The 14,372-nt window shown below is 67.5% G+C and carries 16 protein-coding genes; 11 read left to right on the forward strand and 5 right to left on the reverse strand.

The annotated features are described in order from the left end of the window. Positions 1 to 72: 72 nt before the first annotated feature. Positions 73 to 861: an outer membrane protein assembly factor BamD gene (locus NGJ44_RS09970; RefSeq protein WP_251863850.1), complete on the reverse strand. Its 789-nt coding sequence runs from the start codon at positions 859 to 861 to the stop codon at positions 73 to 75. 107 nt (positions 862 to 968) lie between these two features. Between NGJ44_RS09970 and NGJ44_RS09975 the strand changes: the two genes are divergently transcribed. The 10 genes from NGJ44_RS09975 (at position 969) to NGJ44_RS10020 (ending at position 10,327) form a co-directional block, all read left to right on the forward strand. Then, positions 969 to 2,009, forward strand: a complete 1,041-nt coding sequence (locus tag NGJ44_RS09975) for an RluA family pseudouridine synthase (RefSeq protein WP_251863823.1) — start codon at positions 969 to 971, stop codon at positions 2,007 to 2,009. Then, positions 1,997 to 2,764, forward strand: a complete 768-nt coding sequence (gene pgeF, locus NGJ44_RS09980) for a peptidoglycan editing factor PgeF (RefSeq protein ID WP_251863824.1) — start codon at positions 1,997 to 1,999, stop codon at positions 2,762 to 2,764. Before NGJ44_RS09975 ends, pgeF begins: the two co-directional genes overlap by 13 nt. Before the next feature lie 120 nt (positions 2,765 to 2,884). Then, positions 2,885 to 4,513 carry a PHA/PHB synthase family protein gene (locus NGJ44_RS09985; protein WP_053244723.1) on the forward strand — a complete coding sequence of 543 codons (1,629 nt, stop codon included), beginning with the start codon at positions 2,885 to 2,887 and terminating at the stop codon, positions 4,511 to 4,513. Between the two features lie 73 nt (positions 4,514 to 4,586). Then, complete coding sequence (phbB, locus tag NGJ44_RS09990; protein ID WP_053244722.1) at positions 4,587 to 5,324, forward strand: acetoacetyl-CoA reductase; 738 nt, start codon at positions 4,587 to 4,589, stop codon at positions 5,322 to 5,324. Positions 5,325 to 5,445: 121 nt separating this feature from the next. Then, on the forward strand, positions 5,446 to 6,021 hold the full coding sequence (gene phaR, locus NGJ44_RS09995; protein ID WP_053244721.1) for a polyhydroxyalkanoate synthesis repressor PhaR: 576 nt from the start codon (positions 5,446 to 5,448) through the stop codon (positions 6,019 to 6,021). A 179-nt stretch (positions 6,022 to 6,200) separates the two neighbouring features. After that, on the forward strand, positions 6,201 to 6,737 hold the full coding sequence (locus NGJ44_RS10000; RefSeq protein ID WP_251863825.1) for an iron transporter: 537 nt from the start codon (positions 6,201 to 6,203) through the stop codon (positions 6,735 to 6,737). A gap of 2 nt (positions 6,738 to 6,739) precedes the next feature. Beyond that, positions 6,740 to 7,081, forward strand: a complete 342-nt coding sequence (locus NGJ44_RS10005) for a cupredoxin domain-containing protein (protein ID WP_053244720.1) — start codon at positions 6,740 to 6,742, stop codon at positions 7,079 to 7,081. Positions 7,082 to 7,097: 16 nt separating this feature from the next. Then, positions 7,098 to 7,949 carry an FTR1 family iron permease gene (locus tag NGJ44_RS10010; protein ID WP_053244719.1) on the forward strand — a complete coding sequence of 284 codons (852 nt, stop codon included), beginning with the start codon at positions 7,098 to 7,100 and terminating at the stop codon, positions 7,947 to 7,949. 37 nt (positions 7,950 to 7,986) lie between these two features. Then, the gene (locus tag NGJ44_RS10015) at positions 7,987 to 9,384 is read left to right on the forward strand and encodes a 4Fe-4S binding protein (RefSeq protein WP_053244718.1); all 1,398 of its coding nucleotides are present in this window, start codon (positions 7,987 to 7,989) and stop codon (positions 9,382 to 9,384) included. A 70-nt stretch (positions 9,385 to 9,454) separates the two neighbouring features. Further along, positions 9,455 to 10,327 (forward strand): PhzF family phenazine biosynthesis protein, encoded by an 873-nt coding sequence (locus NGJ44_RS10020; RefSeq protein WP_251863826.1) that lies wholly within the window; start codon positions 9,455 to 9,457, stop codon positions 10,325 to 10,327. 170 nt (positions 10,328 to 10,497) lie between these two features. Here NGJ44_RS10020 and NGJ44_RS10025 read toward each other — a convergent pair whose 3' ends face one another. The 3 genes from NGJ44_RS10025 to NGJ44_RS10035 all read right to left on the reverse strand — a co-directional run bounded on the left by NGJ44_RS10025 (position 10,498) and on the right by NGJ44_RS10035 (position 11,317). Then, complete coding sequence (locus NGJ44_RS10025) at positions 10,498 to 10,839, reverse strand: BON domain-containing protein (RefSeq protein WP_053244716.1); 342 nt, start codon at positions 10,837 to 10,839, stop codon at positions 10,498 to 10,500. A 67-nt stretch (positions 10,840 to 10,906) separates the two neighbouring features. Then, positions 10,907 to 11,071 carry a DUF1328 domain-containing protein gene (locus tag NGJ44_RS10030; protein ID WP_082308306.1) on the reverse strand — a complete coding sequence of 55 codons (165 nt, stop codon included), beginning with the start codon at positions 11,069 to 11,071 and terminating at the stop codon, positions 10,907 to 10,909. A gap of 45 nt (positions 11,072 to 11,116) precedes the next feature. Next, positions 11,117 to 11,317, reverse strand: coding sequence for a CsbD family protein (locus tag NGJ44_RS10035; protein WP_053244715.1), 201 nt, complete (start codon positions 11,315 to 11,317; stop codon positions 11,117 to 11,119). 299 nt (positions 11,318 to 11,616) lie between these two features. On the opposite strand from NGJ44_RS10035, the gene NGJ44_RS23110 reads away from it, so the two are divergent. After that, a complete protein-coding gene (locus tag NGJ44_RS23110; RefSeq protein WP_255352199.1) occupies positions 11,617 to 11,739 on the forward strand; it encodes a hypothetical protein in 123 nt (40 codons plus the stop codon). A gap of 40 nt (positions 11,740 to 11,779) precedes the next feature. Here the strand turns inward: NGJ44_RS23110 and cphA are convergent, their stop codons facing one another. Further along, on the reverse strand, positions 11,780 to 14,350 hold the full coding sequence (cphA, locus tag NGJ44_RS10040) for a cyanophycin synthetase (RefSeq protein WP_251863827.1): 2,571 nt from the start codon (positions 14,348 to 14,350) through the stop codon (positions 11,780 to 11,782). Positions 14,351 to 14,372: the final 22 nt, after the last annotated feature.

Below are 14,372 nucleotides of genomic sequence, written 5' to 3' on the forward strand. Positions count from 1 at the left end.
CCCCGGAGACGGGGCTTGTCGTTCGGGGCTTGCCGCTTCAAGGCAGCCTGGGACGGCCGGGGGCCGGGCGGCTCAGTTGAACGGATTCCACCAGCTCTTGTCGGCGTCCAGTCCTTTTTCGCGGAAGGCGCTGTTGGGGAAGTTCGTGTCGTACACGCGCTTCGCGTCGTCGCGCAGCTTCGTCATGCCCAGCTTGTCGTAGGAGTTGACGAGCAGGTACAGCGCCTCTTCGGCGGCCGGCGCGCCTTCGAAATCGGTAATGACGGTCTGGGCACGATTGGCCGCGGCCACGTAAGCGCCGCGCTCGTAGTAGTAGCGCGCCACGTGGACTTCGTTCATCGCGATGGCGTTCACCAGCCACGCCACGCGCTTTTCCGCGTCGGCCGAGTACTTGCTGTCGGGGTAGCGCTTGATGAGCTCGTTGAACGCGTCATACGAGGCGCGCAGGCCCTTGGGGTCTCGCTCGGACGGATCCTGGCCCGTGATGTTGCTCATGAACGCGCTGGCCGGCGTGAAGTTGATGAGGCCCTTCAGGTAGAGGGCGTAGTCGGTGCCGGGGTGGTTCGGGTAGAGCTGCTGGAAGCGGTCGATGGCGGCCAGGGCCTGCTCGTTTTCGCCGTCTTTCCAGTTGACGTAGGCGAGATCGAGCAGCGCCTGCTGGGCGTAGACGCCGAAGGGATACCGGCTTTCGATGGAGGTCAGGCGTTCGCGCGCTTCTTTCCAGCCGCCCGAGGCCATTTCGGCCTTGGCGTCCGCGTAGAGCTGCTCGGCGCTCCAGTTGGCGGTCTTGTCGTATTTGCCGTCGGTGGAGCTGCACCCGGCGATGGACAGCGCGATGAGAAGCGCGACAACCACGCGCAAGACCGGCCCGCTGCGGGAGGCGGGATTCGAGGAAGCTGCGAAGTGGTGAATCACGAGAATCGTATCCTTGGTGTTAGCATGGCAGGCTGATTATATGATTTGTCTCCATGTCTGATACAGCCGTCGGTTCCGACCCCCCCTGCGAAGGCGAGGCGCGCCGCCGCGCAGGCGAAAACACCGGCCCTGACCGCGCCGGCGAGGCCATCCTGGCCGACGATGACGCCGCCGAGCCGCTTCTGCTCACCGTGCCCCGCGACGCGCGCGCCGACCGCCTCGACAAAGTGCTGGCCGGCCTGCTTCCCGAGCATTCCCGCAGCCGGCTGCGGGCCTGGATCGAAGCCGCGGGCGTGCTGGTCAACGGCAAGCCCGCCAAGGTGCGCCAGACGGTGGGGCCCGGCGACGAGCTCGCGGTCTGGGTGCAGCCGGCCCCCGAGGCGAAGGCCTTCGCGCCCGAACCCGTGGATTTCGGCGTGGTGGACGAAAGCCCCGACTGGATCGTGGTGAACAAGCCGGCCGGCCTGGTCACGCATCCGGGCGCGGGCAACTGGAGCGGCACCCTGCTCAACGGGCTGCTCCACCGTTATCCCGAGCTGGTCCAGGTGGCGCGCGCGGGCATCGTGCACCGGCTCGACAAGGACACCTCCGGCCTCATGGTCGTGGCGCGCAACGAAATCGCCCAGACCCACCTGGTGCGCCAGCTGCAGGCGCGCAGCATGGGCCGCGAGTACGTCGCGCTGGTCCATGGCTGGATCGAGCGGCCCGGCAGGGTCGACCGCCCCATCGGCCGCGACCCCCGGGTGCCGGTGCGCATGAGCGTGGAGCGGCCCGTGGCGCCCAAGCCCGCCGTCACCCACTATGCGCCGTCGCGCCTCGGCGCCGCCGGTCCCGGCGTGCGCGTTTCCGAAGTCGTGTGCCGCCTGGAAACGGGACGCACGCACCAGATCCGCGTGCATCTGGCCAGCCTGGGGCATCCGCTGCTGGCCGACGCTCTCTATGGCGGCAAGAACGCGGCGGGCGCCTTGCGGCAGATGCTGCACGCCCGCGCCCTGCATTTCGACGATCCGGCCGGGCGCGGCGCAGTCAGCTTCCACGCCGACCCCCCGCCGGACATGCTTCAGGTACAGGAGGCCATCGAATGGAACGCATGATCGCGGGGCTGCCCGTGGTGACGGGGCCCGACTGGAAAGGCGTCAGCTATTTCTGCACCACCCGGGCAGGCGGCGTGGGCGCGGCGCCTCACGACACCCTCAACCTGGGCTTGCGGGCCGGAGACGATCCGGCGGTCGTGGCTGAGAACCGCCGCCGCTTGCGGGCGGCCGTGCCGTCCGAGCCGCTGTGGCTGCGGCAGGTCCATGGCGCGGGCGTGGTGGACGCGGACGCCCCGCAAGCGGAGACGGAGCCGGCGGCCGACGCCAGCGTCACCTCGCGCCCCGGCCGGGTGTTGGCCATCTTGGTGGCCGATTGCCTGCCCGTGCTCATCGCCGACGCCGAAGGGCGGGCAGTAGGCGCGGCGCACGCGGGCTGGCGCGGCCTGGCGGGCGGCGTGCTGGAGAACACGTTCGCGGCGCTGCGGGCCAAGGCGCCCGGCGCGAGCCAATGGCGCGCCTGGGTCGGCCCGGGCATCGGGCCGCAGGCCTTCGAGGTGGGAGACGACGTGCGCGACGCCTTTATTTCGGACGATTCCTCCGTCGCGGCGTATTTCCGGCCGCGCCCCGGCGTGCAGGGCAAGTGGCTGGCCGATCTCCCCGGATTGGCCGATTTCCGTTTGCGCCGGGCCGGGGTAAAAGAGGTGAGCCTGAGCGGGCTGTGCACCGCGAGCGATGCGAAGCGGTTCTTTTCGTATCGCCGTGACGGACAGACCGGACGCATGGCGATGCTGGCCTGGATGCCGCCGGCGGACTGACGCGCCGCGAGGCGCGCGGGCTAAGGGCTGGCGCGGCATTGCAGGCTGGTATACCCGCATTGACAGCCCTGGACCCCACATGCAACATCAATCGCGCAGTCTCGATAATAAGGTGTCGAAGTGAATGCCAATCTCTCCGCAGCAGGGCCCGATCCGGTGAGCGTGGCGCCGGAAATCTTGGCTGAAATCCAGGCCGAGTTCTCGCGCGAATGGCAGCGTCTTTGCGATGATGCCCGACGCGGAGCGCTTGCGCCGCCGTCCGACCGCCGCTTCGCGGGCAACGCGTGGGCCGCCAACGGCGCGCACCTGCTGCTGGCGCATACCTACCTGCTGTCCGCCCGCGCCCTGTCGCGCATGGTGGAAGCGGCCCAGGTCAGCGAGCCGCTGCGCGACCGGCTGCGCTTCTCGGTCATGCAATGGGTCGACGCCCTGTCTCCCGCGAATTTCCTCGCCCTCAACCCCGATGCCCAGCAGTCCGTCGTGGAAAGCGCCGGCCGCGCCCTCACCGAGGGGCTGGCCAACCTGCTGGGCGACGTGCAGAAGGGCCGCATTACCCAGACCGACGAATCGCAGTTCGAGATCGGCCGCAACGTGGCCGTGACGCCCGGCGAGGTGGTGTACGAAAACCGGCTGTTCCAGCTCATCCAGTACGCGCCGTCGACCGCCCAGGTCCACGAGCTGCCGCTGGTGATCGTGCCGCCCAACATCAACAAGTTCTACATCCTCGACCTGCAGCCCGAGAACTCCTTCGTGCGCCATGCGGTGGAGCAGGGCTTCACCGTGTTCATGATCTCGTGGCGCAATCCGATGCCGGGCGACACCGACGGCGTGGACAGGGCCTCCTGGTCCGACTATCTGGAAGAAGCCGTGCTGCGCGCGCTGGCGGTGGCAAGCGAGATCACGCGGCAGCCGCAGGTCAACGCGCTGGGCTTCTGCGTGGGCGGCACCATGCTGGCGTCGGCGCTGGCGCTGGCCGAGGCGCGCGGCGAACACCCCGTGGCCTCGCTCACGCTGCTGACGTCGATGCTGGACTTCCACGACACGGGCATCCTCAAGGTGTTCGTCGACGAAGCGCACGCGCTGCTGCGCGATCACCAGCTCGGTCGCGGCGGCCTGATGCCCGGACGCGACCTGGCCACCACCTTCTCGTTCCTGCGGCCCAACGAGCTGGTCTGGAACTACGTGGTGGGCAACTACCTCAAGGGCCAGAAGCCGCCGCCCTTCGATCTGCTGTTCTGGAACGGCGACAGCACCAACCTGCCCGGGCCCTTCTTTTCCTGGTACTTCCGCAATACCTATCTTGAGAACAATCTCAAGGTGCCGGGCCGCGCCCAGGCCGGAGGCGTGCCGCTGGACCTCACCCGCCTGAAGATGCCCGCGTATCTGTTCGGCTCGCGCGAAGACCACATCGTGCCCTGGATCACGGCCTATGCTTCCACGCAACTGCTGCGCGGGCCCCAGCGCTTCGTGCTGGGCGCTTCCGGGCACATCGCGGGCGTGATCAATCCGCCCGCCAAAAAGCGCCGCAGCTACTGGGCGGCAGATGAACTGGAATCGCCCCTGCCGGGCGATCCGAATGCCTGGCTGGCCCGGGCTTCCGAGCATGCCGGAAGCTGGTGGCCCGACTGGGCGCAATGGCTGGCCGGCCATTCCGGCAAGAAAGTAAAGGCAAGGTCGAAGTTGGGCAGCGCCCGGTACAGGCCCATCGAGCCTGCCCCCGGGCGATATGTGAAGGTTCGCGCGGCCTGAGGCCGCGGCCCTCGCGGGCATCGGACCAGAGCGGTTTCAATCAACGAGGCGTCCGTCGCACACAGGAGGAAGTATGAGCGGGAAACTGGCTTACGTTACAGGCGGGATGGGCGGTATCGGCACCTCTATTTGCCAGCGCCTGGCCAAGGACGGCTTTCGCGTCGTGGCAGGCTGCGGCCCCAGCCGCAACTACCAGCAATGGCTGGACGAGCAGGCCGCGCAGGGCTATACGTTCTACGCGTCGGTGGGCAACGTGTCGGACTGGGATTCCACGGTGGCGGCCTTCGAGAAGGTCACCGCGGAGCACGGTCCGGTGGACGTGCTGGTCAACAACGCGGGCATCACCCGCGATGGCCTGTTCCGGAAAATGAGCGCCGACGATTGGCGCGCCGTGATCGACACCAACCTCAACAGCCTCTTCAATGTCACCAAGCAGGTCATCGACAGCATGATCGAGCGGCAGTGGGGGCGCATCATCAACATCAGTTCGGTCAACGGCCAGAAGGGCCAGTTCGGCCAGACCAACTACTCGACGGCCAAGGCCGGCATCCACGGCTTCACCATGGCGCTGGCCCAGGAGGTGGCCAGCAAGGGCATCACGGTGAACACGGTGTCGCCGGGCTACATCGGCACGGACATGGTCCGGGCCATCCGGCCCGACGTGCTGGAAAAGATCGTGGCCACCATCCCCGTGCGCCGCCTGGGCACGCCCGAAGAAATCGCGTCCATTACATCCTGGCTGGCTTCCGACGAATCCGGCTTCGCGACGGGCGCGGATTTTTCGCTCAACGGCGGCCTGCACATGGGCTGAACGCGGCGCGCCGCCCCAGGGCGGCCTCCGCCAGGGTCCGCGCGGTTTCGGGGAGAGGGCCGCGCGGGATTACACTTCACCTTATTCCAAGTCAGAGAGATCGCCCGATCCGGGGACAACCATGACGCAAGCACAAACCGGCGCCAGTTTGCGCCTGATTAAAAAGTACCCCAACCGCCGCCTGTACGACACCCGGACCAGCACTTACATCACGCTGGCCGACGTAAAGCAATTGGTTCTGGCCAACGAGGAATTCCAGGTCGTCGACGCCAAGAGCGCCGAAGACCTGACCCGCAGCATCCTGCTCCAGATCATTCTCGAGGAAGAAAGCGGCGGCATGCCCATGTTCTCGTCCAACATGCTGGCGCAGATCATCCGTTTCTACGGCCACGCGATGCAGGGCATCATGGGCTCGTACCTGGAGAAGAACATCCAGGCGTTCATGGAGATCCAGCAGCGCATGGCCGAGCAGTCCAAGGGGCTGTACGGCAGCCAGTTCGGCCCCGAGGCCTGGGCGCAGTTCATGAACGTGCAGACCCCCATGCTGCAGAACATGATGAACAACTACATCGACCAGAGCAAAAACCTGTTCGTGCAGATGCAGGACCAGATGCAGGACCAGACCCGCGCCATGTTCTCCACGTTCCCGTTCGTGCAGGGCGGGCCGCAGCAGGGCGGGGGGAGCGGACGCAAGTAAACGGGGGATAACCGATCTTACCGTGGCGCGGCGCGAGCCGCGCTTTTTCATGGTCGCGTTGCGTCACCAGAATGGCTTCGATTCAGGGATCTGTCAGTTGTTTGCTTTAAATTAATGAAAACGGTTCTTGTTTATATTCTACTGGCCGTTATCTCCCCTGAATTCTGAGGATGTTCCAGATGATCAAAAAAGCCTTGGCATTGGCGTTCGTCGGTTTGAGCGTGTCGGCGGCGCAAGCGGCCGAATACCCTATCGGCAAGCCCGTGGAAAAGGGCGGCATGGAAATCGGCGCGGTGTATCTGCAGCCCATTGAAATGGACCCCCCCGGCATGATGCGCGACGCCAAGGATTCCGACGTACACCTGGAAGCCGACATCCACGCTACCGCCGGCAACAAGACGGGCTTTCCCGAAGGCGAATGGGTGCCGTACCTTGTGGTCGACTACGAAATCCAGAAGGTGGGCAGCCAGAACGTGCAGAAGGGCACCTTCATGCCCATGGTCGCCAACGACGGGCCGCACTACGGCGACAACGTCAAGCTCGAAGGCCCGGGCAAGTACAAGCTGAAGTATTCCATCAAGCCGCCCACCGCGGCCAAGATGAATCACTTCGGGCGCCACATCGACAAGGAAACCGGCGTGGGTCCGTGGTTCGAGCCGTTCGAACTGAACTACGAGTTCGTCTACGCCGGCACCGGCAAGAAGGGCGGATACTGATCGTGCGCCGTCTGCTCAGCGTCCTGACCGCCCTGTGGATCGGCCTGGCCTGCGCGCCGGCGCAGGCGGCCGATCTTCCCACGTTCACCCTGCGCTTCAAGGCCGACGGCACCTTCGAGCCGGCCACGCTGGAGGTTCCGGCCGGCCGCTTCAAGATCGAACTCATCAACGAAAGCAACGAGCCGGTGGAATTCGAGAGCATTCCGCTGCGCAAGGAAAAGGTGCTGGGGCCGGGCGTGAAGTCCTTTGTCGTCATCACCATTTCGCGCCCCGGCGAGTATCCGTTTTTCGACGACTTTCACCAGAACGTGAAAGGCACGCTCGTCGTGAAGCCCAAAGACTGACAGGCTGCCTCATCGCATGGAACAGGTACTTTTCATCGTCTGGCGCGAAAGCGTCGAAGCCCTGCTGGTAGTGGGCATTCTCTATACCTGGCTGCGCGCCACGCCCGAGGGGCGCCGCGGCCTGCCTTATCTCTGGGGCGGCATCGTGGCCGGCCTGGCCCTGGCCGTGGCCCTGGCGCTGGTGCTGCTGGGCGTGTCCTCCTGGCTCAGCGACGAGGGGCAGGAGTGGTTCCAGGCCATCATGTCGCTGGCGGCCTGCGCCCTGGTGGTGCAGATGGTGGTGTGGATGAAAAAGCACGGCCGCACGCTCAAGAGCGAACTCGAAAGCGGGGCCCGCGCCTCGGTGGCCAGCGACAACTGGTGGGGCCTGCTGGTGCTGGTGGCCATCGCCGTGGCGCGCGAAGGCAGCGAAACCGTGGTGTTCCTGTACGGCACCGTGGCCGCCTCCGAAGGCGGCGGCGACATGATGAAACTGGCGCTGGCCGGCGTGGCGGGCTTTGCCGTGGCGCTGCTGACGTTCTGGCTGCTGCAGCTGGGCGGCAAGCTCATTACATGGCGGCGGTTCTTCCGCGTCACGGAAATCCTGTTGCTGCTGCTCGCGGGCGCCCTGCTGGTGGGCGGGCTGGATCACCTGATTTCGCTGGGCGTGCTTCCCACTCTGGTGGACCCGGTCTGGGACAGCTCCTGGCTGCTCGACGACAGCAGCGGCCTGGGCAAGGTACTGGCGGATTTCGCGGGCTATCGCGCCTATCCCGCGCTGATTACGGTCATCCTGTGGCTGGCTTATTGGGTCGTGGTGTGGGCCTTGCTGCGCGCCTTCGGCGGCGGCAGGCCGGCGCCGGCCGCCGCGCACGGCGCGTCTTCCTGAGGCCGGCACGCGGGATCGCATTGATGAAGGTCTGAACATGGCAGCAGCACTCGGGAGGGCAACCTCCCGTATCGCCGATTTCCTCCGCGACCATGCCCCCCTGTTGCGCAAGCTGCAGTGGGGCATTGTCGCGATATACGCATTTCTTCTGATCGTGCCGGCGATGATGCCGCTGCCCGGCAACGCGGCATCGGTTTTCAACAACCTCACCATCGTGGCCCAGTTCGCCTTCTGGGGCATCTGGTGGCCCTTCGTGCTGGTGTCCATGCCGATACTCGGCCGGGCATGGTGCGGCTGGCTCTGTCCCGAGGGCATGCTGACCGAGTGGGCCAGCGAGCACGGCCAGGGCCACGCGATTCCGAAATGGATGCGCTGGGGCGGCTGGCCGTTCGTCGCGTTCGCGCTGACCACCATCTATGGCCAGCTCGTCAGCGTCTACCAGTATCCCCTGGCCGTGCTGGCCGTGCTGGGCGGCTCCACCGTGGCGGCCATGATCGTGGGTTGGCGCTACGGCCGCAGCAAGCGGGTGTGGTGCAAATACCTGTGTCCCGTGAACGGCGTGTTCAACCTGCTGGCCAAGCTCGCGCCCTGGCATTTCAAGGTGAACGAAGAGGCGTGGCGCCATCCTGTCATCCGCATCCAGCCCGTGAACTGCGCGCCGCTCGTGCCGCTGCGGCACATGAAGGGCGCCGGCGAATGCCACGTCTGCGGCCGCTGCAGCGGCTACCGCGGCGCCATCGCCTTGACGCCGCGCTCGCCCGAAGAGGAAATCGTACACGTGGCCGACGGCGAGCCCTGGCAGACGGCGCTGCTGTGCTTCGGCCTCATGGGCATCGCCATCGGCGCGTTCCTCTGGAGCGCCAGCCCCTGGTTCGTCGCGCTCAAGCAATGGGCGGCGACCTGGCTGGTGGAGCACGACATCATGTGGCCGCTGCAGGACAACGCGCCCTGGTTCATCCTGACGCATTATCCCGAGGTGAACGACAGCTTTTCCTGGCTGGACGGCGCGGGCATCCTGGCTTTCGTGTTCGGCGCCATGGCCTGTGTGGGCGGCATGACCTATCTGTCGCTGTGGGTGGCCGACCGCATCGCCCCGGCCGCCCCGCCGGCCAATGGCCACGTCACCCGCATGGGCCGGCCCGGCCTGCACAAGCTGGCCCAGGCGCTTATTCCCAGCGCGGGCATCGGCGTGTTCCTGGGCCTGTCGGCCACGACCGTGAACCTGCTCAAGCACGAAGGCGTGCAGGCCGCCTGGGCCGGTCCGGTGCGTTTCACCCTGCTGACGCTGGCCGTGCTCTGGACGCTCAGGCTCTACGCCCGCCTGCTCGCGCCGCGGCCCGTCGGCAAGGCGCGCAAGGCGGCGGCCTGGCTGGTGCTCGCGGCGGGGCTGGCGCCGTTCTGCCTGTCGTGGGTGCTGTTCTTCGCGGTGTGGTGAGGCGCGCCGGCCGGGCGCGGTAAAGTAGGCGTTCCTCTTCGAGCAGGCGTTCCTTCACGTCTTTCGCGCCATGGCCTCTTACGCATTCCGCCTTCTCAACGTCTTCGCCCCGTCCACCTTCGGCGGCAACGCGCTTTGCGTATTCGAAGATGCGCGCGGCATGGACGACGCCACCATGCTCAACCTCGCCGCGCAGTTCAATCTGTCGGAAACCACCTTCATCCTGCCCTCGTCCCGGGCCCAGGCCCGCGTGCGCATTTTCACGCCCGGCCACGAGATGCGCTTCGCCGGCCATCCCGCCATCGGCACCGCGCAGGTGCTGAGCGAGCTGCTTGGGGCCGGCGCCCGGTTGGACGTGGAGTTCCAGGCGGGCATCGTGCCGCTCGTGGCCGAAGACGGAGGCTGGACTTTCACCGCGCCTTGCCCGGACGGCGTGCGCACCGCGCCGCCGCAGCACAGCGCCGGGGAGATCGCCGCGCTGCTGGGATTGCGGGAATCCGATCTGCTCGATGCGCCCCTTTGGGTGGACACCGGCGCGGATCAGTTGCTGGTGCCGGTCCAGGACGCCGATGCCGTGCGCCGCGCCCGCCCCGACGCGGCGCGGCTGGAACAGTGGCAGCCGAACAGCCTGGGCCGCCGCATCGCGTATGTGTTCGCGCTGGAACCCGGGACGGGCCCGGACGGCCGGCGCCTGGCGACGGCGCGCTATTTCTATGGCAAGCCGGGCGGCGGGCTGGAGGAAGACGCCGGCACGGGCTCGGCATGCGCCAACCTGGGTGGATGGCTGCTGCACACGGGCCGCCCGACGCCCGCCAGCGTGCTGGTGCGGCAAGGCGACCAGAAAGGCCGGCCGTGCCGGTTGCGGCTGGACGTGGGGGCGGACGGCCGCATCCGCGTCGGCGGCGCGGCGCTGCAGATCGGGCGCGGCACGGTGACGTTGTAGCGCCGGCGATAACAAGAGAAGAGAACAAGAGCCCCCACGCCGCGCCCGCTGCGCGGGCTTGCTGCCCCCCGGGGGGGGCGTTTTTGTCTTGGGACGGCCCGGCGACAAAAAAAGCCCGCGCGCAGCGCGGGCCAAGCATGGGCAACCCGGCAATGGGCCGGGCGGGGCCACTACGACTTCTTGGCCTTCGCGGGGTCGACCTTGATGTCGTTCTTGACCTGCTTGACGCCTTCGATCGCGCGCGTCACTTGGGCCGCATGGTCGGCCTCGGCGGCGGTGCCGACGGTGCCGGTCAGGGTGGTGACGCCATTGTTGGTTTCCACCGCGATGTCCAGCGCGCTCAGCTGCTTGTCCGCCACGAACGCGGCCTTGACCTTGGTGGTGATGGCGGCATCGGACGCATACTCGCCCACGGACTGCTTGGGCTTGCCGTCGTCGGCGGCAAGCGCGATGCAGGAGAAGGCCGCGCCCGTGCCGAGAGCGGCGGCGGCGATCAGCTTGCGAAGTTCCATAGTCGTGCTCCTTCTTGACAGGGGGCGGCGCGCGCAGGCGCCATGAGTCGGGGACTGGCCGTGGGATCTATTTCTTCCTGAAGGCGCCGCCCAGGATGGACAGCAGCGCCAGGACCAGGAAGATGAAGAACAGGATCTTCGCGATGCCCGCAGCGCCGGCGGCGATGCCGCCGAAGCCCAGCACCGCGGCGATGATCGCAATCACGAAGAAAACTACGGCGTAGTGCAACATGTCGGTCCTCCCGGTATTGAACGAGAATCGGAAGCCTGCGCCGGATCAGGGATTGCGGTCGAAGAAATCGCGGACTTCCTTTTCCGCCTCTTCGCGGGTCTTGCCGTAGCGTTCCTGGATGAGTCCCGCGAGGCGCTCGGCATTGCCTTCGGTGCGGGTCAGTTCGTCGTCGGTCAGTTCGCCCCAGGCCGCCTTCGCCTTGCCGGCCAACTGTTTCCACTTCCCAGCGATGATGTCGTTGTTCATAGTGACCTCTCTGTTGTCGTGGCGGCGCGTCCTTTCGTGGCCGACGATCGGCGCGCCGCTCGGGGTGAATCTGCGCTGATCAGCTTGATTCCAAGGTACGAGCGGGCTTCGAGGGGTGTCAAACGGGGCTGTGGAAAAATGTAACGGGGCTGGCGGCCCGTTGCCCGGGGTTTTGCCACGGGCGCAGCGCACCGGGGCGGCTCCATGGGGAGTTACATTTAGGCAATCTCTTGTCCCGCTTTGAACGGGGCAGGTAACCGGATATGGGCCCGCGCGCCTATCCATCACAAGGAGAAAACATGAAGCGGCTGTTGTGTGCGATGGTTCTCGCGGGGGCGGCGACGCTGGCAGCCGGATGCGCCCACGTCACCGACAGGTATCAGGCCGGGGTGCGCGACGTGGGCCTGGGGCCGTGCAGCTGAGGCCGGGGCAGGGCCCGGCCTGACCGATCCGGCTGCGGCCTCAGCCTTCCTGGATGCGGCGCGCGATGTGCGCCAGCGCCTCTTCCACCTGGTCCACCAGCACCAGGCACAGGTCGCCCGGGGCGAGCCGTTCCAGGGCGGTGTCGATGGCGAGGAATTCGCCGTGGATCTCATCGATGCGCCGCGTGCGGCTGGCGTGCGCCAGGCCCTGGCGCAGCAGGGCCAGCACCTCGCCGTCGGCGCGGCCGCGCTGGCACTGGTCCTGGTACAGCACCACGTCGTCGAACGCCTCGCCCAGGATTTCCGTCTGCATGCGGATGTCTTCGTCGCGGCGGTCGCCCGCTCCGCTGATCACCACGGAACGCCGTTGCGCCGGCATGGCGTCCACGGCGCGCACCAGCGCCAGGATGGCGTCGGGGTTGTGGCCGTAGTCGGCGATGACGGTGGCTCCGCGGTAGTCGAACACGTTGAACCTTCCCGGCGCCGTCTGCGCGTCGTTCACGAAGGTGGCGAGCCCCTGGCGGATCACTGTCCAGTCCAGGCCCAGCGCCCAGGCGGCAGCCACGGAAGCCATGGCGTTCTCCACCTGGAACGCGATGCTGCCGTTGCGGGTGAGCGGAATGGCCGCCAGCGGGAAGCGCTCTTGCGCGGCGCCCTGCGCCGCCACAATGGCGTCGCCGTCGCGGTACACCACGCGCTGGCCCTGCGCGTGATGCGTGGTCATGACGGGGTGGTGGCGGTCTTCGGCGAAGTAGATGACGGAACCGGGGCAGCTCGCGGCCATGTCGGCCACGATGGGGTCGGCGGCGTTGAGCACCGCCGCGCCCGAAGGCTGCACGTGCTGCACGATGACGCGCTTGACCACGGCCAGGTCCTCGACCGTGCTGATGTAGCCCAGGCCCAGGTGGTCGCCCATGCCGATGTTGGTGACGACGGCGACGTTGCAGCGGTCGAAGGCCAGGCCTTCGCGCAGGATGCCGCCGCGCGCGGTCTCGAACACCGCCGCGTCCACGTCGGGATGCATGAGCACGCTGCGGGCGCTGCGCGGGCCGCTGCAGTCGCCGGTATCGATGCGCCGTCCCGCGATGTAGACGCCGTCGGAGTTGGTCATGCCCACGCGGTTGCCGGCCGTGGCCAGCAGGTGCGCCGTCAGGCGCACGGTGGTGGTCTTGCCGTTGGTGCCGGCCACCGCCACGACCGGGATGCGGCCGTCCTCGCCGTCGGCATACATGTTGGCGATGATGGCCTCGCCCACGGCGCGGCCCTTGCCGAACGAGGGGTTCAGGTGCATGCGCAGGCCGGGCGCGGCGTTCACTTCGACCACGCCGCCATGCTGCTCTTCCAGCGGAAGGTGCACGCTCTCGGCCACCACGTCCACGCCGCAGATGTCCAGCCCGATCATGCGGGCGGCGGCCACGGCGCGCGCCGCCAGCTCGGGATGCACCTCGTCGGTTACGTCGGTGGCCGAACCGCCGGTGCTCAGGTTGGCGTTGTTGCGCAGGAACACCAGCGTGCCGGGCGGTGGCACCGAGTCGGCCTCGTAGCCCTGTTTCCTGAGCGTGGCCAGCGCGATGTCGTCGAAACGGATCTTGGTGAGCGACGTGGCGTGGCCGTCGCCGCGCAGCGGGTCGGCATTGACCTGTTCCACCAGCTCGCGGATGGTGTGGCGGCCGTCTCCGGTAACCTGCGGCGGATCGCGGCGCGACGCCGCCACCAGCGTGTCGCCCACCACCAGCAGGCGGAAGTCGTGGCCGGGAATGTAGCGCTCCACGATGACTTCGGAGCTGATCTCCGCGGCGGCCTCGAAAGCCTGGACCACGCGCTCGCGCGTTTCGATGTTCACGGCTACGCCGCGGCCCTGGCTGCCGTCGCGCGGCTTGACGACCACGGGGCCGCCCAGCTCCTGGGCGGCTTCCCAGGCTTCTTCGGCCGAGCCTACCGAGCGGCCGCGCGGCACGGGCACGCCCGCCGCTTCCAGCAGCATTTTGGTGAGTTCCTTATCCTGGGCGATGGACTCGGAAATGGCGCTGGTGAGATCGGTTTCGGCGGCCTGGATGCGGCGCTGCTTGCTGCCCCAGCCGAACTGCACCATGCTGCCCTGCGTGAGCCGGCGGTAGGGGATGTTGCGGGCCACGGCGGCATGGACGATGGCGCCCGTGCTGGGCCCCAGGCGCACGTCTTCGTCCAGCTCGCGCAGGCGCTTGAGCGCGCCGGCCAGATCGAAGGGCGTATCGTCCAGGGCGGCCCGCACCAGTTCGCAGGCCAGGTCCATGGCCAGGCGGCCCACTTCTTCCTCGCTGTATTCGACCACGACCTGGAACACGCCGGGCTCGACCGTAGCCGCGGTGCGGCCGAAGGTGACGGGGCAGCCGGCGTAGGCCTGCAGGGTCAGCGCCACGATCTGCAGCACGTGCGCGATGGACACCGCGCCCTGGTGGCCATCGGGCCGCAGCACGCCGGTCTGCGGCAGGCGCGCGCGCAGCCGGGGCTCGAAATCGGGCAGGTTTTCGATGGAGCATTCGGCGTCGGCGCAGGACACGATGGCCTCGATGGCCGTGTTCTTGCTCCAGAGATTCGGGCCGCGCAGCGCCCGGATACGAGAAACTTCCATGGCAGGATTTCCTGTCTAGCAT

The organism is Achromobacter sp. Marseille-Q4962, assembly GCF_943737005.1.
Classification (GTDB): Bacteria; Pseudomonadota; Gammaproteobacteria; order Burkholderiales; family Burkholderiaceae_B; genus Achromobacter.